The sequence below is a fragment of the Mesorhizobium sp. Pch-S genome (assembly GCF_004136315.1).
Taxonomy (GTDB): Bacteria; Pseudomonadota; Alphaproteobacteria; order Rhizobiales; family Rhizobiaceae; genus Mesorhizobium.
In genome coordinates this window covers 3,152,630-3,179,117 of record NZ_CP029562.1, presented here as the reverse complement: position 1 = coordinate 3,179,117, position 26,488 = coordinate 3,152,630, and the positions used below count along the sequence as shown (strand labels likewise).

Below are 26,488 nucleotides of genomic sequence, written 5' to 3'. Positions count from 1 at the left end.
GGCTTGATCCAACAAGCTACCGTTCATCCATTCGCTTGGTTGGCTCGTAACGTATCCCCTGGACAATGGTTCCGCCATGGTGGAACTTTTTCATGACGGAAACGTTCGTTGTCCCGGGTATATGTATACTTCTATCTGTTACAGTCTAGAGACGCCATCCGAGGGAGCCGTTTGTCATGGGTTTGTCCGCCACTATCGCGCCGCATCTTCCTTATCTGCGCAGGTTTGCCCGCGCTGTCTCCGGTTCCCAGCACAGCGGCGATGCCATGGTGGCGACGATGCTCGAGGCGATCATCGCAGACACGTCGATCTTCCCCGAAAGTTCCTCCGATCGCATCGCGCTCTACAAGATCTTCGCGAAACTCTTCACATCCGTCGCAATCCGCGTTCCGAAGGGCGACGAGCCGACCGGTTGGGAGGAACGCGCGGCCGCCAATCTTGACGCGCTTGCGCCGCTGCCGCGCCAGGCTTTCCTGCTGGTTGCAGTCGAAGGCTTCAGCGAGACAGAAGCCGCCGAGGTCCTGGGCATCGGAGAAGATCGCTTCACCGAACTTCTCGTCGAGGCGAGCAATGAGATTTCCCGTCAGGTCGCTACCGATATCCTCATCATCGAAGACGAACCGCTGATCGCCATGGATATCGAGGAGATGGTCGAGAGCCTCGGCCATCGTGTCGTCGGCATCGCCCGCACGCAGACCGAGGCCGTGGCACTCTTCGCCAAGGCGCGGCCGAAGATGGTGCTGGCCGATATCCAGCTCGCCGATGGCAGCTCGGGCATCGATGCCGTGAACGATATCCTGAGAACGGCTTCCGTGCCGGTCATCTTCATCACCGCCTTCCCCGAGCGCCTGCTGACGGGTGAAAGGCCGGAACCGACTTTCCTCGTCACCAAACCGTTCAACCCCGACATGGTCAAGGCGTTGATCAGCCAGGCGCTCTTCTTTGATCGCCACGCCAAGGCTGCGGCTTGACGAAGGCGGTTCCGATCGTGTTTTTCGCACCGGAGCGGAACAAACAAGGGCGGCAGCACGTTCTGCCGCATCTAACGAAGGAGTCGGTTCATGCTTTACTGGGCGCTGGTTTTTCTGGTCGTGGCGATCGTGGCCGGCGCGCTTGGATTCGGCGGCATAGCTGGAGCATCGGCGGGTCTGGCCAAGATTCTGTTCTTTATCTTCCTGGCTTTCCTGGTGATCTCCCTGCTCGCTGGCATCTTCAAGCGGGCATGAACGGCTCCGCAACCAATATTGCGGAAAAGCAGAGCGTGCTATGAGCCTGCCGGCCAATGAGAACATCCAGGCGGTAGTTGCCGAGGCCGCTGCGGCGGCGCGGGTAGACCAGGTCGAGAGACTCAACCAGGATGATCTGCCTCCGGGGTGCGACGCACAGATCCGGCGAGCCTTCAACATCGCATTGCGGCATACAGGTATCTATGTCGCCTACCACGATCGGTCGCTGACCAAGGTCTGGACACGCAACATCCTTGCCCCACTGGTCCGAAGAAAAAGGGCGGCGGCCTGCCTCCGGCGCAGCTGGAGAGGATCGAAGCTGCCCAGCGCCATGTGCTGGAGACTGGCGAGTCCGGCCGTATCGAGGTCAGCATGCCGCATGAAGATGGCGTACGCTGGTTCGACATCTGGCTCGATGCCGATCTGGACGACGATGGTGCCATTCAAGGTATCGTGTCGACCTGGATCGAAGTGACCGAGCAGAAGCGCCGTGAGCAGACGCTCAAGACATTGTTGCGCGAGGTCAGTCACCGCTCCAAGAATCTGCTGGCCATCATCCAGGGCATCGCCAGCCAGACCGGCCGTTATTCGAGCGATATCGGTGATTTCCTGACCCGTTTCAGAGGTCGGTTGCAGTCGCTTTCCTCCTCGCAGGATCTGGTGACGTCTTCCAACTGGCGTGGCGCCCGCCTCCGCGAATTGATCGAAGGCCAGATGGAGCGCTATGGAGCCGATCCTTCGCGCAGCCTGCGTTTCGAAGGTGTCGACCCGTTCCTGAATCCAAACGCGGCACTTCATATTGGTCTTGCCGTGCATGAACTCGTCGTCAATTCGATGAGCTACGGCGCGCTGTCGCAATCGGATGCCGTCGTCGACGTCACGGCCGGGCTTGCGGATCTCGATGCAAATCCGCCGGCGCTATGGTTGCGCTGGAATGAACGTTTCCCGTCCTGCAGCGGCCCCGAGCAGAAGCGTTTCGGTTCCGTGGCACTCGAGCGGGTGGTTCCCGCCGCGCTCGACGGCATGGCCACATTCGAAATCTCGGACGATCGGGTCGAGTATCACCTGGTGGTGCCGGCCGGCAACTTCGCCGCGGACTGACCAGGCCCCCGCCTTAACCCGATATTCACCATGATTTCCGATACTTTGCCGGCGTCCCGATAAGGCCGGCGCGAGGAACTCGGAGCGGGGAGATATCGCGGTGACCAGCGACATGCAGGGCTTGGAACGCGCGGCGCGTCTTTCGCTGGGAAATTTCGAAGAGCCCGCGGCCACGGAAGCAAAATCCCGAAACCTGACGCCGCTCCCGGTCCTGCTTGTCATTGCCGGCGCAATGGCACTGATCGTCGCCCTGATCCTGCTGATGGGATAACCCTTCGCCGAAGCACACCTCCGCGCCTGCGCTCGCCTCGAAAAAGACCACCTTGCGAGCCAAGCGATTGAGGGGGCAGACAAAATCCATCTACCCATGCTAAAGAACCGCTTGGAAGTGGACGCCGCGCTGCAATGCGAGGGACTTCAAGCGAGAGGAGTGAATTGATGCGTAAGACTATTTTGGCTCTGGCGGGTGTACTTGCCCTCAGCGCTTGCACCACCACCGAACAGGACGTTTCCGTGGGCACCGCAGCCGGCGCGTTGATCGGCGGCGCTGTCGGTGGCTGGAAGGGCGCCGCCATCGGCGCGGCCGTGGGCGCTGGCTCGGGCCTGCTGGTCCGCAACCTGCGCAACGGCTACTGCCAGTACCGCGATCCGGACACCGGCCGTATCTACACCCGTCGCTGCAACTGACCAGCGCGGCATTGGAGCACCCCTGCGCCCGCCTTGGACGCAGCGAGGCTCCGGCACTCAAATCTGCAAAAAGAGGCCGGCTTGCCGGCCTCTTTTTTGTTCACCGAACAGACCTGGCCATCAGTTGGAATAGGGAAGCCGGATCCTTACCCGCAAGCCGTCATCGCGGAACTCACGTTCGATCGTGCCACGCAGTTCGCGCGTGATGTTCATGTCGATCAGGCGGGTGCCAAAACCGGTCTTGGAGGGTGCCTCCAGCTTGGTCTTGCCGGTTTCAAGCCAGTTGAATGCCAGGGTCCGCTCGCGCCCCTTACCTTCGATACTCCACGACACTCTCAGTGCACCGACTGAATTGCCAGCCTCGCCATATTTCAGGGCATTGGTGGCGAGCTCGTGAAAGGTGAGCCCGAGAGCCTGCGTCATGGTCTCGTCCAGCATGACCTGCGGCCCGGACAGCAGGTCATCTGGCAGGTCCTTGCCGAAGACCTGACTGAGTTCGACGCGCAGCAGATCACCCAGGTCGGCCTGCTGGCGGCGCGAGCGCGTCAGCATGTCCTGCGAAGCAGCCATCGACTGGAGCCTTGCCGAAAACGAATTGGAGAATTCCTTGAGGTCGGCGGAATGCGCCGCCGTCTGACGCGAAATCGCCAGGACGCGGGCAATGGAATTCTTGATCCGGTGCCGCATCTCCTGCAGCATCAGATCCTTCTCCAAAAGGCTCTTTTCAGTGGCTTCATGAAGTTGCGAGGCCGCGTCGAAGGCTCGCTCCTGGTAGCGCGCAATCATGGCGATCGTGCCCGCGAGCAGCAGACCGAACAGACCGAGCACCACGGGAACGAAGGGGGAGGACGGTTCCGTGAACTCGGCAGTCGGCCGCAACACGATAGCCCAGGGTCGGCCGGCAACCTCGATCATGCGCACCGTCTTGAGACCGAAACCATGAACCGGCGGCTCTTCCGACCGGAACAGCAGATTGTCCGGATCGATCGACTGATCATAGGCCTCGATGTTGACGGGCAGTCGCGGAGGCTTGCCGAGGATGACGTCAAACAGGTCGCGAGCGCGGAAGATCGCGTAGAGAAACCCTTTCGTGGCCGCCACAGGGTCCGTATTCTGCACCGCATCCGACGAGGCAAGTCTGGCAAAGATCACGAACCCCGTGACCATGGCAGGTGCCTGATCCTTCCAGCTGGATAGAGGATCGAGCATGCGCCGGCCGCTTGTGTGCAACTTGTTGTCGGCCATGGTCTGCTCCATGGCCGTTCGCGAGGCGGGATCGGCAGCGACGTCGAAGCCGAGATAGCGCTTGCTTTCTTCCTCCGCCGGCTCGAGCAACATCACCGGAGCGTGCCAGGGAACACCAGCTGCCGGTGCGATCGTCCGGCTGAGGCCGTAGTTGTTTTGTATCTCTTGCTCGGCGGCAGCTTCCTCTCCCGGTTTGACCAGTTTGAGATAGCCCAGGCCGAGCAGGCCGGCGAGATTCCCATCGACATCGAGCGTCTTGTAGAAATTTTCGAATTCGGCACGGGAGACATCACCCGACCGGGCACTGAAGAAGGCTTCCGTTGCCCGCAGCAGCGACATGTGCAGGTCGAGCCGGCTTTCCATGCGGCTGACGGCGTCGTCGGCGGCCGCCTCGAACTTGATTCGGGCTGCATCGCGCGACGCAAAATAAGCGAAGCCGGCCAGGACAAGGCTGGCCAAGGCGACGGCAACAAACGCAATCGTCGGGAAAAACTTTTTCAAAATCAGCCGCCAGCCCGAAAGAGCCCCCGTGGTCCTTTTAGACTACGGAAAAACAAACCGAAAGCGGTATGCTTTGTTAGCCCGGTAGCGACAAGCCCTCGGGCTGGCATTGCTGACAACTGATGCCGGAGCTATCCACCGAAAACGTTCTAGGCGGCTTCCTTGAGTGCACCTGGCCCTGGAATCGCGCCGGGCGGGCACTTGCCAAGAATGATCATGCCCAGCACCTCATCCTTGGTGACGTCCTGGGTTCGGGCCGTACCGACAACCTGACCGTTCTTCATCACACAGACGCGGTCTGCCAGGTCGAACACGTCATGGATATCATGGCTGATCAGGAAGATGCCGAGGCCGTCCGCCTTCAGCTGTTTGACCAGCTCGCCCACCTGCGCCGTTTCCTGCGGGCCAAGGGCGGCAGTCGGCTCGTCCATGATCAGGATCCGGGCATTGAACAGGATGGCGCGGGCAATCGCCACCGACTGGCGCTGGCCGCCGGACAGTTTGACGACAGGCTCCTTGAAGCGCTGGAAGCGCGGATTGAGGCGTCCCATCACCTTGCGTGCCTCGGCTTCCATGGCGGCATCGTCAAGCGTGCCATATCTGGTCATCACTTCCCGACCAAGGAAAAGATTGGCGGCGGCGTCGACATTGTCGGCCAGGGCAAGCGTCTGGTAGATGGTCTCGATGCCATACTTCTTGGCGTCGCGCGGATTGGCGATCGCCGCTTCTTCGCCATTGATGAAGATCTGACCGGAATCGCGCTTGTAGGCGCCGGAGAGGATCTTGATGAAGGTCGACTTGCCGGCGCCGTTGTGACCGAGCAGGGCAACGACTTCACCGGGATAGAGGTCGCAACTGGCGCCATCCACGGCACGAATGCCGCCGAACGCGATCGATATGTCCTTCATTTCGACGAGCGGAGTTTGGTTCTGTTCCATGGTCCTGCCCTTTCTAGAGCGTCTAGACGCGCTTGCGGTACATGGTGTCGAGCCATACGGCGACGACCAGCACCAGTCCGACGACGATGTTCTGGAGCGGAGTATCAAGGCCGAGCAGCACCATGCCCGACTGCAACGATTGCATCAGCAGGGCACCCAGCATCGCGCCAATGATCGTACCGGAACCGCCGGCAAGCGAGGTGCCGCCGATGACGGCCGCCGCGATCACCAGCAATTCGTCCAGCGTGCCAAGCGAATTGGTCGATGCGTTGAGACGAGCCGATGAGATGGCGGCGGCGATCGCCGCCAGCACGCCCATGATCATGAACACCTTCATGGTCACCCAGCGCGTATTGATGCCGGCGAGGTTGGCTGCCTCGGGATTGCCGCCGATGGCGAAAACATAGCGGCCAAAACGCGTGCGGTTGGTGACGAAGGTCATGACGAGCCCGACTGCGACCGCCATCAGTACCGGGATGGCGATGCCATGGGCGATGAACAGACCGCCTTCTGGGACCGTGATGTTGTTGGCCGCCGCGTATTTGTTCACCACACCGACCGGCCAGGGATAGGAATTCGCGATCTTCACCGCGCCGAGGATGACCGCGCAGGAAATGACACCCAGGAAGGCTTCAGCCCAGACCGGGCGCAAGGGGAACTTGAACCGCTTTCGCTGCACCCGGCCATTGAACAGCATGGCGACCACGCCGGCGCACGCTACAAGGCCGAGCACCCAGCTCCAGGTCGATCCGATCGATCCTGCCGGACCACCGCCCATGAGCTGGAAAGTGGCATCCATCGGCGCCACGGTGCGGCCGCTGGTGATCCACCAGGCGACTCCGCGCCAGATCAACAGGCCACCGAGCGTGACGATGAAGGCAGGCACCTCCAGATAGGCTATGATGAAGCCTTGCAATGCGCCGATCGCGAGGCCGACCACGATGCCGGTGACCAGCGCGATGATCCAAAGCCATGGATTGCCGAGTTGCATGCCCATAACCCGGATCAGGAATTCGGCCTGGGCCACGCCCATGACCATGCCAATCACCCCCTCGACCGAGCCGACCGACAGATCGATGTTTCGCATGACGATGACCAGCACCATGCCGGTCGCCATGATGGCGACGGACGAGGTCTGTACCGACAGGTTCCACAGATTGCGCGGCGTCAGGAAGAGGCCGCCGGAAAGCAGATGCAATCCCGCCCAGATGATCAGCAGGGCCGCAACCATTCCAAGCATGCGGGTATCGAGCTCGGTCGCCTTGAGAAAGCGCCCGATCGCTGTCAGTTCGGCTGCGCGGGCGCGATCGACCGGCGCATTCGAGGTCGTATCAGTCATGATATTCCTCCCAGACCACACGCCGCTCTGGCGGCATGGCGTGCCACTTTACAGGGACTTTGGGCTCCGGGGGTGGGAGCCATTGCAAAAAGACCACGGCCCTCGAGCCGTGGTCTCGTTCGTTGCCGCGCGCGCGCTTAGTCGCAAGCCTTGACGGAACCGGCCTTCACGCCCTGGCAGACGACATCCTTGGAAACCCAGCCGGCGTCGATGACGACGTTGAGATTGTCCTTGGTGATCGCGACCGGGGTCAGGAACACCGACTTGACGCTGTTGCCGCCTGGGGTGGTGAAATCGGTGACATTGGCGATGTCGCTCGTCTTTTTGCCATCGGCGAGTTGCGCCGCGATTTCGGCGGCATTCTTGCCGAGGTCGCGGGCGTCCTTGAACACCGAAACAGTCTGCGTGCCGAGCGCGATGCGGTTCAGCGCGGCATGGTCACCGTCCTGGCCGGACACCGGAACGGAGCCCGCCAGGCCCTGTGCTGCCAAAGCGGCAATCGCACCGCCGGCGGTGCCGTCATTGGCGGCCACGACGGCATCGACCTTGTTGTCGTTGGCGGTCAGGAACTGCTCCATGTTCTTCTGGGCATTGGCCGGCAGCCAGCCATCCGTATAGGCCTCACCGACATTCTTGATCTTGCCTGCGTCGATTGCCGCCTTCAGCACTTCCATCGAACCGGAGAACAGGAAATCGGCGTTCGGGTCGGTGCTGGAGCCCTTGATGAAGACGTAGTTGCCTTCCGGCTTGACGTCGAAGACGCCCTTCGCCTGCAACCGCCCGACTTCCTTGTTGTCGAAGGTCAGGTAGAAGACGTCCTTGTTTTCGATGAGACGGTCATAAGCGATGACCGGAATGCCTTCGTCCACGGCCTTCTGCACAGCCGGGCCGATGGCGGAAGTGTCCTGCGCCAGGATGACGAGCGCGTTGGCGCCCTGTGAAATCAGGCTTTCGACGTCGGTGAGCTGTTTGCCGGGGTTCGACTGCGCGTCAGCGGAAATGTATTTGTCGCCTGCCGCTTCGATCGCCTTCTTCATGGCGGCTTCGTCGGTTTTCCAGCGCTCTTCCTGGAAGTTGGACCAGGACACGCCGATTACCTTGTCCTTCGCTTCGGCGACAGCCGAAAGCGCAAGCGTCATGGCGGCACCCGCCAGAATGGCGGCCGTAAATTTCCTCATTTTTTCCTCCCCGCGCCCAAGGGCGCGCTTGTGTGCGTTGGCCGTTGGAGAAGCTTTTTTTCGAGCTTCGAAAAAATAATCGCGCAGGCGCAGCTTTCTGTCAACGGGATTCGAGTCATTCGCGATATTTTTTTCGGATCACGAAATAATAGTGACGACGAGGGCATGTTCTGCCACTATCTGTGGAGGAGCGCGCTGTCGCGACGGCAGGAGCGAAACGGGTTTTGCATTCGCTCATGCATCGACCTATGCACGAACAGCGCTTCTGGAACGCCATTGGCGGCCCAGGCGCAACGGTCTCGGTGTCCACGAGGCCGGCGGGGGAGGAACGGCAAGGACATGACTGTCGGGATCCGTCACGATGATTTGCGCCGCAGGAACCGCGCAATGGTGATTGCTGCCGTGCGCCGCTCCGGCGAGCCCTCCCGCACGGAAATCACCACCATCACCGGCCTCAGCCATTCGACCATTTCGGCGATTTCGTCCGATCTCATCGCGGAGGGTATTCTGCGCGAGGGCCGCAGTGAACCGACGGCATCGAAACGCGGGCGTCCGCAGGTGGGGTTGCAGCTCGACCCCGGCGCAGCAGCGGTATTGACGGTCGTTCTGTCGCTCAACCTTTTGACGGCCGCAGCCATCGACTATTCGGGCAAGGTCCTGGCCGAGGAAACACGCCGTCTGGATACGCTGTCCCTGCCACGGGAAGCGCTGGTCGACGAATGCATCGAGATGGTCCGGCGAAGGCTTCACGACCAGAGCCTGGCGAGACATCGGGTCCTGCGCATCGCCTTCGCCGTGCAGGGAACGGCGGATTCACACGCCCGCACCATGCTGTGGACGCCGATCACCCCGCATGGCGACATTCCCTTCGCCGATATCCTGGAGAAGGCCTTCGGCATTCCCGTCATCGTCGAAAACGACTGCAACATGATGGCGGTCGCGCTGCGTTGGCGTGGCACGGACCGCTACCGTGACGATTTCATCGCCGTTCTGCTTTCACACGGCATCGGCATGGGCATCGTGCTCAATGGCGAATTGTTCATCGGCACCCAGTCGTCGGGCGGCGAATTCGGACACATGATCCATCGGCCGAATGGTGCACGATGCCGCTGTGGCCGCCATGGCTGCGTCGAGGCCTATGCCGGCAATTACGCGATCTGGCGCAGTGCCCACGGGCTGGACGAAAACACCGAACCGGCCGCTGACATTCCCGACGACGAAATGCGGAGACTGGCTGAAAAAGCACGTGCCGGCGCCGGCCCCGAGCGCGAGGCCTATGAACGTGCCGGCACAGCCCTCGGCTACAGCCTCGGGTCGCTGTTCGCCGTCATCGACCCTGCCCCGGTGACGTTTGTCGGCATTGGCGCAACGGCCTTCGACCTGATCGAGCCGGCGCTGCGGCACGCCATTGCCCAAACCGCCGGCGGACAGCATTCGAATTCGATTGTCTTCGATACGGAACCGAAGGAACAGATGCTGATCCGCGAGGGCTGCGCCATGCGCGCGCTGACCTTCATCGATCAGGAGATTTTCGCGCTTGGCGGTCCGATGGCTCCCGCCCCTCAGCTTCTGGAAGCCTGATCCGGCAGCCAGGGCGGAGTGCCGATGAACGGCGCCCCCTGATCAATCCTCGCGGATGGCGTAGCCCGAGCCACGTATCGTGCGGATGACATCCGGCATGCGGCCGTTGTTGACCGCCTTGCGCAAGCGACCGACATGCACATCGACCGTACGCTCGTCGATATAGATCGTCTCGCCCCAGACATTGTCGAGCAGCTGGCTGCGCGAGAAGACCCGTCCGGGGTGCCGCATCATGAATTCCAGTAGCCGGAACTCCGTCGGCCCGAGCCGGATCTCGCTCTTCTTGCGGTACACGCGATGCGACTCGCGATCGAGCACGATGTCGCCGACCTTGAGCACGGAAGACAGCACTTCCGGCTTCGCCCGGCGCAGCAGCGCCTTCACGCGCGCCATGAACTCAGGCATCGAGAACGGCTTGACCAGATAGTCGTCGGCACCGGTGGAAAGGCCGCGCACACGGTCGCTTTCCTCGCCGCGCGCCGTCAGCATGATGACAGGCAGGCGCTCGGTCTCCGGTCGCATCCGGAGCCGCCGGCACAGTTCGATGCCGGATACCGCCGGCACCATCCAGTCGAGCACGAGGAGATCCGGTACGTTTTCCTGAAGCCGGATTTCGGCTTCGTCACCCCTGGCGACCACTTCGACCTGATAGCCCTCGGATTCGAGATTGTAGCGAAGGAGGACGCCCAACGGCTCCTCGTCTTCTACCACCATGACGCGCGGCGCGATCATCTTGCCGTCCGCCCTGTGATCAGGCCGCCGGAACGGCAGCAGCCGTCTCGTCGAGCTTTGGACGGTTGGGCGGCAACTGTTCGCCAGTCAGCACGTAGAAAGCGTTTTCAGCGATGTTGGTGACATGGTCGCCGATACGCTCGAGGTTCTTGGCGCAGAACAGCAGATGCGTGCAGGCCGTGATGTTGCGTGGATCTTCCATCATGTAGGTGAGGAGCTCGCGGAAGACGGACGTGTATTTGACATCGATCCGCTCGTCGTCAGCCCTCAGTTGGGCAAGCCCTTCTGCATCCTTGTCCGCGTATTTCTCCACCACGCCATCAACCTGGTTGAGGACCAGATGGGCCATGGCGTCGATCGAATGCGAAAGGTCGCGCGGCGTGGCGCCCTGCCCGACCGCGCCAACACGTTTGGCGATGTTCTTGGCCAGGTCACCGATGCGCTCCAGGTCTCCGGCCATGCGAATGGCGCCGACCACGGCGCGCAGGTCCTGCGCCATCGGCTGTCGCTTGGCGATCAGCGTGATCGCCTTGCTGTCCAGCTCGCGCTGGCGCGCGTCCATGATCGCGTCATCCGAGACGACCCGTTGGGCAAGTCCATTGTCTGACTTCAGCAGCGCCTTGGTGGAGCTTTCGACCATTGAGCTCGCCAGTTCACCCATGTCGCTGATGAGCCTGCTGATCTGTCCGAGCTCTTCGTCGAACGATGCGACGGTATGTTCGCCCATGTATATGTCCTCTTTTTCCTCGGCAGCAATCGCTCACTCAGCCGAAGCGGCCGGTGATGTAGTCCTGCGTGCGCTTGTCGTCGGGGTTGGTGAACATCTTGTCGGTAGCTCCCTCCTCGACCAGATAGCCGAGGTGGAACATCGCCGTACGCTGCGAGACGCGGGCCGCCTGCTGCATCGAATGGGTGACGATGACGATGGTGTAGTTCTGGCGCAGTTCGTCGATCAGCTCCTCGACCTTGGCGGTCGCGATCGGATCGAGCGCAGAGCACGGTTCGTCCATCAGGATGACTTCAGGCGACACCGCGATGGCGCGTGCGATGCACAGGCGCTGCTGCTGGCCGCCGGAGAGGCCGGTGCCTGGCTCGCCGAGGCGATCCTTCACTTCGTTCCAGATCGCCGCCTTCTGCAGGCTGGATTCCACGATGCGGTCCATCTCCGCCTTGTTCTTGGCAAGGCCATGGATGCGCGGTCCGTAGGCGACGTTCTCGTAGATCGACTTCGGGAAGGGATTGGGTTTCTGGAACACCATGCCGACACGGGCACGCAGTTCCACCACGTCGATTTTCGGATCGTATATGTCTTCGCTGTCGAGGGTGATCTTGCCGCCGACCTTGGCCGCATCGATCGTGTCGTTCATGCGGTTGAGGCAGCGCAGGAAGGTCGACTTGCCGCAGCCCGAGGGGCCGATCAGCGCCGTCACCTGGTTCTGGCGGATGTCGAGATTGACGTCGAAGAGTGCCTGTTTCTCACCGTAGTGCACGGTCACCTTGTCGCCGCGCATCTTGATGATTTCGTTCGTCTGGGCGCTCATCTGGCTGCTCACTGCCTGTTCGAGGGTCTTTTCCGTCATGATATTCATATCAGGCTCCCTTTCTACCAGCGCCGTTCGAAGCGGCGCCTGAGCACGATCGCTGTGATGTTCATGGCCATCAGGAAGACCAGGAGGATGATGATTGCGCCGGACATGCGTTCCACGAACGCGCGTTCAGCTTCGTTGGCCCACATGTAGATCTGCACCGGCAGCGCCGTCGCGGGATCGAATGGGGTTGTGGGATAGTTCGCGACAAATGCCACCATGCCGATCAGGAGCAGCGGCGCCGTTTCACCAAGTGCGCGCGCCAGGCCGATGATCGTCCCGGTCAGGATGCCGGGAGCTGCCAGCGGCAGGATGTGCTGGAACACCATCTGCATCTTCGAAGCGCCAAGACCGAGAGCGGCCGAGCGGATCGAAGGCGGTACGGCCGCGAGCGCTGCACGCGTTGCGATGATGATCGTGGGCAACGTCATCAACGTCAGCACAAGGCCACCGACGAAAGCAGCTGAGCGCGGCATGCCGAGGAAATTGACGAACACGGCCAGGCCAAGCAGACCGAACACGATCGAGGGCACCGCTGCAAGATTGTTGATGTTCACCTCGATCAGGTCGGTGAACCGGCCTTTCTTGGCGAACTCCTCGAGATAGATCGAGGCGGCCACGCCGATCGGCAATGCGAGCAGGAGCACGATCACCATCATGTAGAACGAACCGATGATGGCGACACCGAGGCCCGAAGTCTCGGGACGGCTCGAGGCACCGAAGGTGAACAGGCCGGTGTTGAAATGCTCGGCCATCGCGCCTTCGGCCTTGAGTTTGTTCATCCACTCGACCTGCTGGTCGGACACCTTGCGGCGCTCTTCCGGCACGGTTAGGTCGATCTGGCCCTTGAAGGCGGAATCGAGATTGGCGGCCGCCAGGATATCGACGGTCCGTGTCGTACCGATCACCTTGGGATCGGAAACGACCACGTCACGCAGCTGCACGCGAGAACCTTCGGAGAGAAAGCCCTTCAGCTTCGTCATCATCGGCTTGTTTTTCGCGTCGATGCCGAGTTTTTCGGCGAGTGCCTTCTGTGCCAGCACCGGATAATTGGCCGTCAGCAGGACGTCCGGGTCCGTTGCCCGCTTGTTGTCCGGGTCGATCACTTTCTCGTCGAAGGTGATCGGCAGCGACACCGTCGTCTGCCAGAAGGACGTATAGCCCTTGGTCAGGATCGACAGAAGCATGACGACGAGGAAGGCCAGGCCGATGCAGATCGCCAGCACGCCGTAGAGGCGGAAACGGCGTTCGGCGGCATAGCGGCGCTTGAGACCGATGTCGCGACGCGCGGGAGGCGTGGCGGTGGCGACCGTATCCAGGGTGACGTCGGTCATTCGTACTGCTCCCGGTATTTGCGCACGATGTACAGTGCAACAATGTTCATCACCAGCGTCAGCGCGAAAAGCGTGATGCCGAGTGCAAACGCGACCAGCGTCTGCGGTGAGTTGAATTCAAGGTCGCCTGTCAGCTGGTTGACGATCTTGACGGTGATGGTGGTCATCGCCTCGAACGGGTTGAGGGTGAGGTTGGCGGCCACGCCCGCAGCCAGCACCACGATCATGGTTTCGCCGATGGCACGCGAGGCGGTGAGCAGGATGGCACCGACAATGCCGGGCAAGGCTGCCGGCAGGATCACGCGCTTGATCGTCTCCGAACGGGTCGCGCCGAGGCCGAGCGAACCGTCACGCATGGCACGCGGCACCGCCGTGATGATGTCGTCCGACAGCGAGGACACCACCGGGATCAGCATCACACCCATGACCAGGCCGGCGGTCAGGATCGACTGTGCCTGGATGAAGGAGGCGCCGCCGGCAAGAGCCGCGCTGAGGTCGCGCAGGAAGGGCCCAAGCGTGACGAGCGCAAAGATGCCGTAGACGATGGTCGGGATGCCTGCGAGCAGTTCAAGTGCGGGCTTGACCGCGGCGCGCACTTTCGGCGCCGCATATTCTGACATGTAGACCGCCGACATCAGACCGACCGGCACCGCGACGAGCAGTGCGACGAGGGCGATGTAGAGCGTGCCGGCCAAGAGCGGGATCAGGCCGAACTGGCCTTCGGAAGCGCCAGCGCCTGCCGCGGCAAAACGCGGATCCCAGACAGTGCCGAAGAAGAATTGCAGCGGCGGCACGCGATTGAAGAAATTCAGCGTCTGGAACAGCATCGACAAGACGATGCCGATCGTCGTCAGGATGGCGATGGTCGAGGCGCCGAGCAGACCCCACAGCATCAGTCTTTCGACGTTGTTGCGGGCACGGGCGCGGAGCTGCACCTGCGAAATTCCGTAGAAGACACCTGCCAGCGCCAGGCCGATCGTAGCAATGGCGCCGAGCAGGCCGAGCCAGTCGGTGGTCCGGTTCGCCTCCGCCGCGATCGGGATCATGTAGTCTTGCGTGTCGGTCGCGAGCGCAACGCCCTTTGCAGCGAGAAGCGGCTGCAATTCGGCGAACGTCGTCGGCAACGCCGCCACCTGCTGCCCATCGAGCTTGCGCAGGCCGTTTGCAAGGCTCTTCGTAAGGCTGACCGCCAGCGGCTCGCTGGCGACACCGGTCTCAGCCGGCATCTGCGCATGCAGGCGGCTGTTGAGATAAACGGAGGAGCCGATGCTCCAGACGGCAAGGAAAAGGATCGCCGGCAGAACACCCAGCAAAAACGCCCACCAGCCGTGGTATTGAGCCCTGGAATGCGGTTTGACCTTGCCGTTGTCCTGCGAAAGAGCCCGTTGTCTTGCGACGACGAAGGCAACGATGCCGATGACAAGGACGATTGCCAGCACGAGCATGGATGACATGGAGCGGCCTCTGAAAGGTCACATGGGCCACCGGTCAGCGACCGGCAGCGGCGACCGGGGCGCAGGCAAGACCTGCACCCCGGACACCTGGGAGGATTACAGCGACTTGCCGGCGTCGAAGGCTTCGCGCTGGGCCTTGCGTTCTGCCTCAGGAGCAGCAACCAGGCCGTATTCGGCGAGCGGGCCTTCCGGACCAACCATCTGGTCGGCGAGGAAGAAGTCGACATATTCCTTCAGACCCGGAACGACGCCGAGATGCGCCTTCTTCACGTAGAAGAACAGCGGACGCGACACCGGATACTCGCCCTTGGCGATGGTCTCGGTCGACGGGGTGATGCCCGAAACGGTGGCAACCTTCAGCTTGTCGGCGTTGTTTTCGTAGAAAGCGAGGCCGAACACGCCAACGCCGGTCTTGTTGCTGTCGATGCGAGCGAGCGTCTCGGTGTAGTCGCCGTCGATGTCGACAGCCTTGCCATCCTTGCGCACGGCCTTGCAGGCGGCTTCCGCGGCCTTGTCGTCGAGGCCACCGGCCTTGCCGGCTTCGACGCCGCCGAGCTTCTTGCAGCCGGCGATCAGCAGCTTCTCTTCGAAGACTTCACGGGTGCCGTGCTTTTCGCCCGGGATGTAGGCAGCGATGTCCCAGTCCGGGAGCTTCGGATTGACCTGGTTCCACTTGGTGTTCGGATTTTCGACCAGCTTGCCGTCGACCACGACCTTGGCGGCGAGCGCCTTGTAGACGTCTTCCGGGGTCAGCGCCCAATCGGGACCCTTGACGTCGGTCGCGAACACGATGCCGTCATAGCCGATCTTGACTTCCTGGATGTCCTTCACGCCGGCGTCCTGGCAGGACTTCACTTCGTCCTTCTTGATCGGACGCGAGGAGTTGGCGATGTCGATGGTGTTTTCGCCGACGCCCTTGCAGAATTCCTTGATGCCAGCGCCCGAGCCGCCGGACTCGACCACCGGGGTCTTGAACTTCGAGAAGGTTTCGCCGAACTGCTCGGCAACAATCTTGGCGTAAGGAAGCACGGTCGACGAACCGGCAACCTGAATCTGGTCGCGCGCGGCGGCATAGCCAGCCGATGCAGCGAGCGCGAAGGCAGCAGCCGACGCGGTAAGAATGGCTTTTTTCATTGGGCCTGCTCCTGTTAGGAAGGTGGTCTCTAGACGCCTTTCCTGCGGCGCCGGATGAGGCCATAGCGCCCGTTTATTACAGTCACATGACAGTTTCGTGTCACCCCGGTAACGCGCCTTGCGCAGGCTGGCAAAGCGCCGCCGAGTCGCCTTTGGGCAAAGCTTGGATTCTGGCTGTTAATCAGCGGGTTGCGGGGCTCGAGCACTCACGAGAGCCGGCAAACAACTTTTCTGGCAAATTTCCAAAACTGGATGTGATCGTGACGCCGGCTTTCTATCCGGCGTTGCGATAGGCCGCGCTTTTGCCACCAAGCCAGCGATCGAGCTTCTCAAGCAAGGCTTTCGGGCTGATCGGTTTGGGCAGGTAATCATCCATGCCGGCTTCGAGGCAACGCTCCCGGTCACCCTTCAGCGCGTGGGCGGTCACGCCAACGATCGGGATATGTGTTCCGTCCTGCGCTTCGCGTTTGCGGATTTCGCCTGTCGCCTCGAGGCCGTTCATCTGCGGCATGGAGACATCCATCAGGATCATCCGTGGCTTCAGCCGGCCCGATGCCTCCAGCGCCAGCCGGCCATTGCCGACGATCTCGAAACTGTAGCCGGTATCGGCCAGGATCTGGGTGAAGACCAGTTGGTTCACCTCATTGTCTTCGGCAACGAGAATGTCGAGCGCGCCGGCGCCGGCCGCGACCAGCGGCACAACCGGCGCGGCCTGTGCCAAGGTCTCGGCAGTGCCCGAATGCGGGACCGAGGCCTGTGTTTTGAGAACATCGGTCGTCATCGGGTGCGGGGTCAATCCGCCCTTGTGTTTCTGGATCGTCGAAACCAATGCCTCCAGCAATATCGATGAGCGAGCCGGCTTGATGAGATGCGCGGCGATGCCGAGGTCGCGATAGCTGGCGTTGGACAGCGTCTGGTCGACCGAAGTCAGCATGATAATGGGTGTGCTGGAAAGGCCCGCGGTGTTGCGGATCGCGCGTGCAACTTCTGCGCCGGTCATCTCGGGCATCTGATAGTCGAGCACCACGCAATCGACCGGCACGCCGTAGGCTGCGGCAGCCGCCAGAACCTTCAGCCCCTCCGGTCCGCTCGCCGCCGCGCAGGAATCGAACGACCACGATGCCATCTGCTCGCTCAGGATCGAACGGTTCACCGCATTGTCGTCGACAACGAGCACCCGCGCCCCAGTCACGTCAATCGGCAACACGCGTTGTTTCTCGGCCTGCTCGGCGCTCGCCAATGTTACCGTGAACCAGAAGGTCGAGCCTTTGCCTTCAGCGCTTTCAACCCCGATTTCGCCGTCCATCAGCTCCACGAGCCGGGACGTGATCGCCAGTCCAAGACCGGTTCCCTCGTGCCGCCGCGTCGACGACGTATCGACCTGACTGAATTTCTCGAAGACGTGGCTGAGTTTTTCCTGGGGAATGCCTATCCCCGTATCGGTGACGGAGATCGTCAGCTTCGTACCGGACGGCAGCTTCTGACCGGTGACATCGACCAGGACATGGCCATTGTCGGTGAACTTCACCGCGTTACCGAGCAGGTTGGTAACGATCTGGCGGATGCGCCCGACATCGCCCACAAACAACCCGTCCAGCCCAGGTTGAACGCGTACGATCAGCTCGAGATCTTTTTCCTTGGCCCTCGTTGAAACCAGCGTGGCCACATCCTCGATGGCTTCCGCCAGATTGAACGGTGCCGGGTCGAGCACCAGCTGGCCAGCATCGATTTTCGAGAAATCGAGGATGTCGTTGATGATCGTGAGCAGCGCGTTGCCCGACTTCACGATGATATCGGTGAACGTCTTCTGCTTGGGGTCGAGATCGGACTTGGCGAGCAATTCAGCCATGCCGAGCACACCGTTCATCGGCGTGCGGATCTCATGGCTCATATTGGCGAGAAACTCTGACTTGGCGCGGTCGGCCAGCACGGCACGCTGGCGAGCTTCCTTCAACTCGACCTCGCGTTCCTTCAGGTCGGTGATGTCGGTGGTCGATCCGATCAGATAAAGCGACCCGTCCGACGCAATCATGGCACCCTTGCGTGCGAACTGATGACGCGTCGAGCCATCGGCCGCGGTGACTTCTTCCTCGACCTCGTAGGTCTTGCCGGTGCGCAGAACCGCCAGATCTCCTTCAACGAAGGGCTGGCCTTCCTCGCCGAAGATTTCGACATCCGTCCTGCCGATCGCATCCTCACGAGCCACACCGGTAAGCTCGCACCAGCCTTCGTTCACGTAGAACAGCCTGAGGTCCGAGCGCTTGGCGTAGATCGACACCGGAACATTGTCGATCAGCGAGCGGAACACCTCGTTCTCGCTCATCGATTCCTGCAATGCCCGTTCGCGATCCTTCAGGTCGGAGATATCGACGCGCACACCGATGAAGGTGCCGTCTTCCGCGCGCATGTCGAAGGCCTGATACCAGCGCCCGTCGGGGTTCTGTCGTTCGAAGCTCGAATAACGTTGCCGGCAACGGACCAGCATGGCTTTCAGCCAGGCATCGGGATCGACATCGTAAAGCTGGTCGATGGCAGGGTCGCCACTGAGGCGGAAGCAGCCATTGGCGTGGCCGAGTTCCAACGAGTCACGGAACGTCCTGCCCTCCTGCCAGGCAGGCTGCAGCACAGGGATCGAATCCAGAAGTTTCCTGTTGGCGAAGACGAAACGATCGTCGCGATCGTAGATCAACACGCTGGCTGGAAGCGACTCCAGCACATTTGCCAGGTAGCGGCGCGCTTCTTCTGCTTCGGCTTCACGTTTCTTCACCTCCGAAACGTCGACATAGGAGATCAGCCGCTTGCCGCCTGACAGTTTCGTTACCGAATAGATCATGGTGTGGCCGTCTGCCCGGCGGAATTCGCGTGGGGCGACGTCGCCGGTTTTGATTTCGGCGACACGGGAGGCGACATAGTCCTCCCAATGCTCGTCGGCGATGTCGTAGACCCCGTTGTAGCGATTGACGTCCATCAGTGCACGGAACGGGCAGCCGACGGCGACCTGCTCGGGCGTGACCTTCCAGATGTCATAGAACGCGCGATTGATGATCTCCGCGTTCATCGTGGCATCGAGGATGATGACCCCCATGGTCATGGAATCGATGGTTCGTTGCAGATCCGACTGCAATTCACGGCCACGCTCGCCCGCCGCTGCCGCTTCGGAACGTTTCGCCTCGAACTCGGTGACATCGGTGCAGATCGAGATGGTGCCGCCTTCAGCACCATGCATTTCGCGATGCATGATGATGCGACCATCAGCAAAACGCAGTATCGACGACGATGATTGCGCGTTGCGCCGCTTGTCCAGCACGGCATCGCGCCATTCGTCACGGCCCTGGCTTTCCGTGTCCCAGAAAGCGCGCTCCAGCCCGACCTCTATGATATCGCGAAACGTGATGCCCTTCTGGATGATGTCGGCAATGCCGCTATACATCGCCGGCATTGCATGGTTGTAGAGCACAAGCCGGTCTTCCGCGTCGTAGTAGCATATCGCATCGCTCATCGCGTTGAGCGCTGCCATCATGTGGTCGATGTGCTCTTCGCGCGGCTGGACATGCTGGTTCGACAGCCCTTTGACATCCTCCAATGCCTCGACCATGCCGGTGACGTTGCGGGCGATACCGCGATAGCCGGTGAAACGGCCATCGGCATCGAATTTCGGAGATCCCGATGTCGAAATCCAGCGAAACCCGGGACCACTGTCCTTGGGTTGATAGAGAAAATCCTTGAACGGGCGGCGCGCCTGCAGATTCTCCAGATGAGCGGCCGCGTTCTCGCTGCCTTTTTGCACCTGATCCAGGAAATCGAAGCGGAAATGCCCGATGACCGTGCCCGGTTCGTTGCCTGTCGCTGCGCGATAGCTTTCCGAAAGCCACGAGAACCGCAGGTCCGCATCGGTCTCCCATAGCCAGGCGGAGTCGGCCTCGATCAACTCGTGAACGGTCTCGCGGGAAAAGGCCTCATCGATGGTCGCCAGACGGGCCGCGCCATGTCCGTTTGCCGCCGGAGACAAGCCTGCTCCGATCGCCTCATCCGTCATAGCCACCCCCTCGCCCAAAAAGCCTCACCGCCTTCCCCAAGCCGGCGGCCAAATCTGCCCGAGAAGGTTTAATGGGCGATTAACCTTAACAAATCGGAACCGACCCAGGTGCCAGCCTGTTCTGTCCGATAGGCGGTTGCGGGGGATGCGCCATATGAGTAATGGATATCCTCGAAATGATGCGGATGCGGCCCTATGCTCTGGTGATGATCGTCTGCCTGCCCATGGCGGCGGGCGGCTGTGCGCGCACCGATGACGGAACCGTCGTTATTCCCCCATCCATGGACATGCGTCGTGCCTGGCTGCACGACGCCCCCTCCGTGCAGACCCCACCCGTCGAAAGCGGCACCGAAGTCTTCCCGGTCGGCCCGACGGCAGAACCGCTTGCGCCGCAAAGACCAGCAGTTCAGCGCAAGCGTCGGCCTGCCCGGACGGCATCCGCCCCACGGCTGAATGGTCAGCCCCCAGCTTCCCAGGCGTCTGCGCCAATTGCCTGCGGTGAAGCAAGACAGTCTGACGGCCGAGTGCATGTGACTTGCAAATAGGCGGTGGTGTATCGGCGTAGGCTCGCCGTCTTCCGCGGTGAATTTCGCAGCTGTCGCATTTGCTTCGATCATCCCGGCCTTAGCCTCTCACCGCCCCTTGTGATATCCGTTATGCCAAGGCCTGCCGCCGCAGCTTGAGAACTTTATGTCTTTGACAGCCGACAAGCTCACTTTTGACCCTGGCGCGCCGCTCGCTGTGCAGGTGGTGCGACAATATCTGCCCAACAGGGGCGGGCTCGAGGAAGTCGTCGCCAATCTCGCCGACCAGTTGCTGAAACAGGGCTACAGGGTTCGCGTCGTGACGCTCGACCGGCGGTTTACCGCACTTCACGAGACCTTGCCGCCCAGGCAAATCATCAACGGAGTCGAGGTGGTGCGGATTCCGTTCTCCGGCAGCCCGCGTTACCCGCTGGCCGCCCAGGTTTTCCGGCATATCGGCGACGCCGATATCGTTCACGTGCACGCTATCGATTTCTTCTTCGACGCACTGGCCTGGACACGTCTCCTTCACGGCAAGCCGATGATTGCCACCACCCATGGCGGCTTCTTCCACACCGAAAAATACGCTGGCTTGAAAACCGTGTGGTTCAACACCGCGACGCGGCTCTCCGCGCTTGCCTATCGCCGCTTGATCGGCTGCAGCGCCCAGGATACGCGAACGTTCCAGGCCATTGCCGGCAATCGTGTCATTCAGATCGACAACGGTGTCGACACACGAAAATTCGCCGATGCGGGTTCACGTCGGGCGATGCGCCGTATCGTCACGCTTGGCCGGTTTTCGATCAACAAACGGCTGGACAATCTGCTCGATGCCATTCGGGCGCTGGTTTCAAGATCCGAAGATTGGCATCTCGATATCGTCGGCGTGCCAGGCGATCAGAGCGTGGCTGACGTCGAAAGCATGGTCGCCGCACGCAACCTTGGCCGCCATGTCACCATGCATATCGGCCTTTCCAACGAAGAAATCCGCGGCATACTCGGCAACTGCTCGCTCTTCGCTTCGGCTTCGGACTATGAGGGCTTCGGCCTTGTTGCCGTCGAGGCTCTGAGCGCCGGACTGATGCCGTTGCTCAACACCAACACCGCCTATAGCGATCTGGCTTCGCAGCATGCCGAAATCTGCATAAGCGATTTCGCGGACAGCGATGCCACCGCCGTAAGGGTGGAAGCTGCATTCGACACACTCGCAAGGGACACGGCGGCCTACCGCACCGCTGCCATGCAAGCAGCTGGCGGCTACTCCTGGGACCGCGTTTCCGAACGCTACCTCGCCGTCTATCGCGAGGTCCTGGGGGCACGCGCACCAGTTGCGTCCATGGCGGTCGCACCGGAAGCAGGATAAGACATCCACATGGCTCGCTCCTGCTCCCGCTCCTGGAAAACCGTGGCCACCCTGGTTGCATCCACGATCCTGGCATCGAATGCGGCCTCGGCCGGCTGCCTCAGAGGCATCAACCTGGCCGGCGCCGAATTCGGGGATGCCGATGGCGTCTACGGCAAGGACTACATCTACCCGAGCGACGCCACGATCAGCTATTTCGCCGGCAAGGGCTTCAACGCCGTGCGCCTGCCCTTCCGATGGGAACATCTGCAGCCACACCTCGGCAAAGCCTTCGACAAGGCCGAACACACACGTCTCACCGATGCGATCGCGAGGCTCAAGGGCGCCGGCCTGACCGTCATTCTCGACGTCCACAACTACGCCCGCTATCGCGGCCAGCTGATCGGCTCGGAAGCCGTGCCCAATGCCGCCTTCGCGGATTTGTGGAAGCGCCTTGCCAGCGAATACCGCAACGATCCGGCCGTGCAGTTCGGCCTGATGAACGAGCCATATGATGTCGCTGCCACGCAATGGCTTTCGGCTGCCAACGCCGCCATTTCCGCCATACGCCAGGCCCGTGCCGACAACCTGATCCTGGTGCCGGGCACCAATTGGACCGGCGCGCACAGCTGGCTGAGTGATGACCCGGAGCGGGCCAATGGCGCGGTCATGCTGGGTATCGAAGATACCGCAAACAACTACGCCTACGAAGTCCACCAGTATCTCGACAGCGACTTCTCCGGTACGAACGAAACGTGCTCGCGGGCAGCTGATGCTTTGACGGCGCTCAAGGATGTCACCGGATGGCTGCAGAAGAACGGCAAGCGCGGTTTCCTCGGCGAGTTTGGCGGCGCCGCCAACAAGGCCTGCATGGACGGCATCACTGCCATGGCCGATTTCGTTGGCAAGAATCCGGACACATGGACAGGCTGGACCTACTGGGCGGGTGGCGACTGGTGGCCGGAAAGCGAGGACCTCAACATCCAGCCGACCAAGGCAGGCGATCGTCCGCAGCTGCGGGCCCTGGAGGCGGCAGGAGTGATCCCGGCTGCGAAGGGTTCTTGCCCGGCGCTTGAAAAGAAACGCTGACAGGAAATCCTATCGCGCGGCCATTGGTTGTCGCTTCACAGTCGGCCTGGCCGAGGTTTCGTCCGCGAAGAACGACTTGCAGGCATTCGACGTTCCGAGCAGGAACCACAGCAGCGCCGCGGTTTTGATCGAGTAGAGCGAGTCACTGATCTGCATCAGCAGCAGCAGATAGACCATCACCATGCAATGGAATCGCCAGGCACGCGCTTCGGCCGCCGGTGCAAACACCAGGATTGCCCAAAGCACCACGAAGCCGAAGATTCCGAAGGCAGTGAGTGAGTAGGCCAGACCGGAATCCGCCGTGAACTGCGAGGTCTGTTCCGAGCCGAGCACCACCGCCGGCGACAACTGCGTCAGGATATGGGCTGTCACCATGAAGCGGCCCACCAGATCGTTTGCACCACCGTCGGTGCCGCTTGCGATGCCATAGGCCGCCAGAACCGCCAACAGCAGGAAGGGGAGGACAGCCCAGGCAAGCCGCGGCAGGAGATTGTAGAATGGATAGAACACGGTAATCAGCACGCAGGTGTAGAGACCGAAACGGGCATCGGCCAGCGCGATCACCACGAGCGCCATGATCAACGCCAGCCAGAAACCCTTGAAGGCACGGCCACGATAGAGTGCCCAGGCATAGATCATGACCGCGAAGTTGCCCATCGACACCGGCTCGAGGAACACCGACGAAACGCGATGCTGGCCGAGGAAAGGCAGGATGGTACGCGGCTCAGGTCGCATGCCGGAGACGAACAGACCTTCCTTCACACCGAAAAGCTGGTCGGCCGTTATCGTACCGCGGGCAATGTAGTAGCCGACGATGTTGAAGTAGGAGACGTAGGTATCGACAGCGAGATATTCGAAAAGGCCGGCAGCGACCACGATAACCCCCGAGACCAGCACAAGGTTGTCGCCCAGTTTCGGATCGCGCAGGCGCATGCCGGCGAAATAGAAGGCGATCGGGATCAGGATGTCGCGCACGGATTTCAGATTGAGTTCACCGCCCCGCAGGGCGAAGATGAACAGCATGTAGCTGATGAAGGCTGCCAGCAGCAGGTAGATTGGGGCGCGCCGGGTCAATGCGACGACAAAGGCGGTACCGACAATAACCATCTCCGACAGGATCACATAGCCGTCGGCAATGCCCATCAGCTTGGTGTTCACAAAACAGAGGAAGAAGTTGAACACCAGCGCCGCGATAAGCGCAGCGATTGCCAGGAACCTTATCAGCCCGGGTATCGTGTCATCGACCGATCCTGCTGTGATCGACCGGGAGCGGTTGAAGCCTTGGGCGGCGGCGGAAACTGCAGTCACGATCTCGCCCCGATGCTCACGCCGCTCTCCCGACGACGATGTTGCCAACCAGTTTCTCGCGCCACGGCTCGATCTCGCTGATCAGCAGGGCCAGTTCGTTCTTGTGGGTTGAGCCGATTTCGGACTGCAGGATGATGCCGTCGGCAAATTTGAGCAGGACTGGCAGCAGCTCCTGTGCCTCGGTGCCGCAAGCATCGACCACAAAGAAAGGAGGCGCCGCGCCGGAGACGCGCTCAAGCTCTGCAGCCAATGAAAGCAATGCGGGCGAACGCGTCGGGTCGTCGCTGATGTGCTCATATTCCAGCACGTCTTTCAGCGGATGATGATCCGCGCCGTGCCCCGTTGGCCTTGCCTTCGCTTCGGTGCGGAGTGCACCATGGAAGAAATAGACCTCCTCTCCCAGGTTGTGCAGTTGGCGGGCAATCCCTGGGGCCACGTGTTCGCTGACTGCGGTCGGATCGGCTGCAGCAACGACGACGACAGTAGGCAGTCCATCGGAGCGTCGCAGCCCTGTCAGATTGTTGATCCTGGCGAGCCCCGTTTCCGGTATCTGCTGACCCTTCATCTCGGCAGGCGGATCGCTCGCGCGTCGCAGCTGGAATATCTGGCTCAATCGCTGACGCCAACCGATCCTGCCGCTGTCCGTAAGGCGCGTGACCGTGCGCAGCACCGGAGCACCGGTCGTTGCCACCAATTCCCGTTCCGAACGGACGGCGCCACTGATCGCATCGCGCAACACCGCGAGCACCGATCCTGCTGCAGTACCGAACAGCAGCGCTGCAATGAGCACCAGGCTCTTCGGCGCCTGCACCGGCTTCGTCGATGCGATGGCCGGTGAAATGATCCGCGAAGCGCCCTTGCCGATGTTCTGTCGACTGACCAGATCCTCCGAGCGGGTCAGGAAGGACTGATAGACGGAATTGATCGAGGCTGCCTCATTCTCGAGTTGCGCCAGCTTGATCCGGACATCGCCCTTCTCGCTGCTCATCTCGGCCAGGGCGTCGAAGCGCGTCTGCAAGGAGTTGAGATTGGCGCGCGCGCGATCGGCATTGGATTGCGCCGTCTTGCGGATACGCTCGAGTTCGTTTTCGATCGAGATGCGCATGGCGGCGATCTGCGAACGTACGGCCCGCATTTGCGGGTGCTCCGCACCGAGGCTGGTGGCGACTTCCGCCTGTTTGTCCAGCAGCTGCGCATAGCGGCTGCGCAAGTCGATGAGCGTCGGCGACTGCAACGCCTCTGCGACGGCGCCGGTCTCGACATTGGATATGTTGAGCTGGCTGGCCTGGTCCGCGATCGCCTTCTGCTGCTCGGCTGCCTGCCGCGCCGCAAGCAGTTGCTGATTGATGCCGGCAAGCTGCTGATCTGTCACCAGGCCCTGTTGCCCGGCTGTAATCAACCCATTCTCGCTTCGGAATTTTTCGGCCGCGGCCAGGGCATCCGATAGCCGTTTCCGCAATGTTTCCGCCTGCAGCTGCAGTGCGGTGCTGGCGCGCTGTTCGGCGTCGGTCTGCGCATTGTCCGAGCTGTTCAGATAGATATCCGCTATCTCCTGCGCGATTTTGGCCGCCGTTGCGCTGTCGCGATGCTTCACGGTCACGGACAGCACCAACGAATCTCCGGCCTGAATCACAGTCAGGTTCTTCGCCAATGCGTCGACAACCGCGTCCGTACGATCGGTCGGCATCGACGTATCGCCACCGAAGAACTGCAACAGCCCGCCATTGCCAGCGGCAAGATAGGAATCGCTGGTTAGATCGAGCTTGCTTACGACCTTGCGCAATATCTCGCGTGACTGGAGGATGTAGATCTGGCTGGCGAGAGTCTGCTGCGTGCTCACCTGTCCTTCGCTCGAGCCGGCGCCGCCCGTTGCAGCGTCGCGGCTGGTATCCAGCAGGATTTCGACGGTAGAACGATAGTAGGCCTTCTGGGTGGCGAGGAAGGCCACCGCCAACGCCAGGGACACCAGCACCGCCAGCACGACATAGGGCCACCGGCGTCTGAGAACCCCAGGCAGTTGAAGGATATCTATGTCCATGGTGCCCCGAGATAAAAGCCGTTACGCCTGAGCCTGGGCAAGCGGCACGACCTAACCCCCATTCTGCCTCACGCAACGAACTGTCGCGCGCAAATCGGCGTATCGCGAATGTTCC

21 protein-coding genes are annotated in these 26,488 nt (G+C 61.4%); 8 read left to right on the top strand and 13 right to left on the bottom strand.

Annotation, left to right across the window (positions count from 1 at the left end; translation table 11 throughout):
- Positions 1 to 176: 176 nt before the first annotated feature.
- The 5 genes from C1M53_RS14820 (at position 177) to C1M53_RS14805 (ending at position 3,014) form a co-directional block, all read left to right on the top strand.
- On the top strand, positions 177 to 971 hold the full coding sequence (locus C1M53_RS14820) for a response regulator (protein WP_129412937.1): 795 nt from the start codon (positions 177 to 179) through the stop codon (positions 969 to 971).
- Positions 972 to 1,061: 90 nt separating this feature from the next.
- The gene (locus C1M53_RS14815; RefSeq protein ID WP_024922700.1) at positions 1,062 to 1,226 is read left to right on the top strand and encodes a DUF1328 domain-containing protein; all 165 of its coding nucleotides are present in this window, start codon (positions 1,062 to 1,064) and stop codon (positions 1,224 to 1,226) included.
- Between the two features lie 372 nt (positions 1,227 to 1,598).
- Complete coding sequence (locus C1M53_RS14810) at positions 1,599 to 2,327, top strand: sensor histidine kinase (RefSeq protein ID WP_245488552.1); 729 nt, start codon at positions 1,599 to 1,601, stop codon at positions 2,325 to 2,327.
- A gap of 100 nt (positions 2,328 to 2,427) precedes the next feature.
- Positions 2,428 to 2,598 carry a hypothetical protein gene (locus C1M53_RS31715; RefSeq protein WP_165358144.1) on the top strand — a complete coding sequence of 57 codons (171 nt, stop codon included), beginning with the start codon at positions 2,428 to 2,430 and terminating at the stop codon, positions 2,596 to 2,598.
- Between the two features lie 167 nt (positions 2,599 to 2,765).
- Positions 2,766 to 3,014 (top strand): YMGG-like glycine zipper-containing protein, encoded by a 249-nt coding sequence (locus C1M53_RS14805; protein WP_129412936.1) that lies wholly within the window; start codon positions 2,766 to 2,768, stop codon positions 3,012 to 3,014.
- A 120-nt stretch (positions 3,015 to 3,134) separates the two neighbouring features.
- Here the strand turns inward: C1M53_RS14805 and C1M53_RS14800 are convergent, their stop codons facing one another.
- From C1M53_RS14800 to xylF, 4 genes are all read right to left on the bottom strand, one after another.
- Positions 3,135 to 4,760 (bottom strand): CHASE domain-containing protein, encoded by a 1,626-nt coding sequence (locus tag C1M53_RS14800; RefSeq protein ID WP_129412935.1) that lies wholly within the window; start codon positions 4,758 to 4,760, stop codon positions 3,135 to 3,137.
- A 149-nt stretch (positions 4,761 to 4,909) separates the two neighbouring features.
- Positions 4,910 to 5,698, bottom strand: a complete 789-nt coding sequence (locus tag C1M53_RS14795) for an ATP-binding cassette domain-containing protein (RefSeq protein ID WP_129412934.1) — start codon at positions 5,696 to 5,698, stop codon at positions 4,910 to 4,912.
- 22 nt (positions 5,699 to 5,720) lie between these two features.
- Positions 5,721 to 7,037, bottom strand: coding sequence for a sugar ABC transporter permease (locus C1M53_RS14790; protein ID WP_129412933.1), 1,317 nt, complete (start codon positions 7,035 to 7,037; stop codon positions 5,721 to 5,723).
- Positions 7,038 to 7,174: 137 nt separating this feature from the next.
- Positions 7,175 to 8,215, bottom strand: a complete 1,041-nt coding sequence (gene xylF, locus C1M53_RS14785; RefSeq protein WP_129412932.1) for a D-xylose ABC transporter substrate-binding protein — start codon at positions 8,213 to 8,215, stop codon at positions 7,175 to 7,177.
- 339 nt (positions 8,216 to 8,554) lie between these two features.
- On the opposite strand from xylF, the gene C1M53_RS14780 reads away from it, so the two are divergent.
- Positions 8,555 to 9,796 (top strand): ROK family transcriptional regulator, encoded by a 1,242-nt coding sequence (locus tag C1M53_RS14780; protein WP_129412931.1) that lies wholly within the window; start codon positions 8,555 to 8,557, stop codon positions 9,794 to 9,796.
- 42 nt (positions 9,797 to 9,838) lie between these two features.
- On the opposite strand, the gene phoB is transcribed toward C1M53_RS14780, so the two are convergent.
- The 7 genes from phoB to C1M53_RS14745 form a co-directional block, all read right to left on the bottom strand.
- Positions 9,839 to 10,528 (bottom strand): phosphate regulon transcriptional regulator PhoB, encoded by a 690-nt coding sequence (gene phoB / locus C1M53_RS14775; RefSeq protein ID WP_054313665.1) that lies wholly within the window; start codon positions 10,526 to 10,528, stop codon positions 9,839 to 9,841.
- Between the two features lie 19 nt (positions 10,529 to 10,547).
- Positions 10,548 to 11,255, bottom strand: a complete 708-nt coding sequence (gene phoU / locus C1M53_RS14770) for a phosphate signaling complex protein PhoU (protein WP_129412930.1) — start codon at positions 11,253 to 11,255, stop codon at positions 10,548 to 10,550.
- Between the two features lie 37 nt (positions 11,256 to 11,292).
- On the bottom strand, positions 11,293 to 12,117 hold the full coding sequence (gene pstB / locus C1M53_RS14765; RefSeq protein WP_129412929.1) for a phosphate ABC transporter ATP-binding protein PstB: 825 nt from the start codon (positions 12,115 to 12,117) through the stop codon (positions 11,293 to 11,295).
- 14 nt (positions 12,118 to 12,131) lie between these two features.
- A complete protein-coding gene (gene pstA / locus C1M53_RS14760; RefSeq protein ID WP_129412928.1) occupies positions 12,132 to 13,448 on the bottom strand; it encodes a phosphate ABC transporter permease PstA in 1,317 nt (438 codons plus the stop codon).
- Positions 13,445 to 14,902, bottom strand: a complete 1,458-nt coding sequence (gene pstC / locus C1M53_RS14755; protein ID WP_129412927.1) for a phosphate ABC transporter permease subunit PstC — start codon at positions 14,900 to 14,902, stop codon at positions 13,445 to 13,447. The genes pstA and pstC overlap by 4 nt, the downstream gene beginning before the upstream one ends.
- Positions 14,903 to 14,998: 96 nt before the next feature.
- Positions 14,999 to 16,036: a substrate-binding domain-containing protein gene (locus C1M53_RS14750; protein ID WP_129412926.1), complete on the bottom strand. Its 1,038-nt coding sequence runs from the start codon at positions 16,034 to 16,036 to the stop codon at positions 14,999 to 15,001.
- Positions 16,037 to 16,310: 274 nt separating this feature from the next.
- On the bottom strand, positions 16,311 to 20,072 hold the full coding sequence (locus C1M53_RS14745; RefSeq protein WP_129412925.1) for a response regulator: 3,762 nt from the start codon (positions 20,070 to 20,072) through the stop codon (positions 16,311 to 16,313).
- 690 nt (positions 20,073 to 20,762) lie between these two features.
- On the opposite strand from C1M53_RS14745, the gene C1M53_RS14740 reads away from it, so the two are divergent.
- Entirely contained in the window at positions 20,763 to 21,959 is a 1,197-nt protein-coding gene (locus C1M53_RS14740) for a glycosyltransferase family 4 protein (RefSeq protein WP_129412924.1), read from the top strand.
- Between the two features lie 9 nt (positions 21,960 to 21,968).
- Positions 21,969 to 23,027 (top strand): glycoside hydrolase family 5 protein, encoded by a 1,059-nt coding sequence (locus tag C1M53_RS14735; RefSeq protein ID WP_129412923.1) that lies wholly within the window; start codon positions 21,969 to 21,971, stop codon positions 23,025 to 23,027.
- 9 nt (positions 23,028 to 23,036) lie between these two features.
- Here the strand turns inward: C1M53_RS14735 and C1M53_RS14730 are convergent, their stop codons facing one another.
- On the bottom strand, positions 23,037 to 24,335 hold the full coding sequence (locus C1M53_RS14730; RefSeq protein WP_129412922.1) for a UDP-phosphate alpha N-acetylglucosaminyltransferase: 1,299 nt from the start codon (positions 24,333 to 24,335) through the stop codon (positions 23,037 to 23,039).
- 16 nt (positions 24,336 to 24,351) lie between these two features.
- Complete coding sequence (locus tag C1M53_RS14725) at positions 24,352 to 26,373, bottom strand: GumC family protein (RefSeq protein WP_129412921.1); 2,022 nt, start codon at positions 26,371 to 26,373, stop codon at positions 24,352 to 24,354.
- Between the last annotated feature and the right edge of the window lie 115 nt (positions 26,374 to 26,488).

Coding starts and splice junctions, on each gene's coding strand:
- C1M53_RS14820 (WP_129412937.1), top strand. CDS start 177: ATGGGTTTGTCCGCCACTATCGCGCCGCATCTTCCTTATCTGCGCAGG.
- C1M53_RS14815 (WP_024922700.1), top strand. CDS start 1,062: ATGCTTTACTGGGCGCTGGTTTTTCTGGTCGTGGCGATCGTGGCCGGC.
- C1M53_RS14810 (WP_245488552.1), top strand. CDS start 1,599: ATGCCGCATGAAGATGGCGTACGCTGGTTCGACATCTGGCTCGATGCC.
- C1M53_RS14805 (WP_129412936.1), top strand. CDS start 2,766: ATGCGTAAGACTATTTTGGCTCTGGCGGGTGTACTTGCCCTCAGCGCT.
- C1M53_RS14795 (WP_129412934.1), bottom strand. CDS start 5,698: ATGGAACAGAACCAAACTCCGCTCGTCGAAATGAAGGACATATCGATC.
- C1M53_RS14790 (WP_129412933.1), bottom strand. CDS start 7,037: ATGACTGATACGACCTCGAATGCGCCGGTCGATCGCGCCCGCGCAGCC.
- xylF (WP_129412932.1), bottom strand. CDS start 8,215: ATGAGGAAATTTACGGCCGCCATTCTGGCGGGTGCCGCCATGACGCTT.
- C1M53_RS14780 (WP_129412931.1), top strand. CDS start 8,555: ATGACTGTCGGGATCCGTCACGATGATTTGCGCCGCAGGAACCGCGCA.
- phoB (WP_054313665.1), bottom strand. CDS start 10,528: ATGATCGCGCCGCGCGTCATGGTGGTAGAAGACGAGGAGCCGTTGGGC.
- phoU (WP_129412930.1), bottom strand. CDS start 11,255: ATGGGCGAACATACCGTCGCATCGTTCGACGAAGAGCTCGGACAGATC.
- pstB (WP_129412929.1), bottom strand. CDS start 12,117: ATGAATATCATGACGGAAAAGACCCTCGAACAGGCAGTGAGCAGCCAG.
- pstA (WP_129412928.1), bottom strand. CDS start 13,448: ATGACCGACGTCACCCTGGATACGGTCGCCACCGCCACGCCTCCCGCG.
- pstC (WP_129412927.1), bottom strand. CDS start 14,902: ATGTCATCCATGCTCGTGCTGGCAATCGTCCTTGTCATCGGCATCGTT.
- C1M53_RS14750 (WP_129412926.1), bottom strand. CDS start 16,036: ATGAAAAAAGCCATTCTTACCGCGTCGGCTGCTGCCTTCGCGCTCGCT.
- C1M53_RS14745 (WP_129412925.1), bottom strand. CDS start 20,072: ATGACGGATGAGGCGATCGGAGCAGGCTTGTCTCCGGCGGCAAACGGA.
- C1M53_RS14740 (WP_129412924.1), top strand. CDS start 20,763: ATGTCTTTGACAGCCGACAAGCTCACTTTTGACCCTGGCGCGCCGCTC.
- C1M53_RS14735 (WP_129412923.1), top strand. CDS start 21,969: ATGGCTCGCTCCTGCTCCCGCTCCTGGAAAACCGTGGCCACCCTGGTT.
- C1M53_RS14725 (WP_129412921.1), bottom strand. CDS start 26,373: ATGGACATAGATATCCTTCAACTGCCTGGGGTTCTCAGACGCCGGTGG.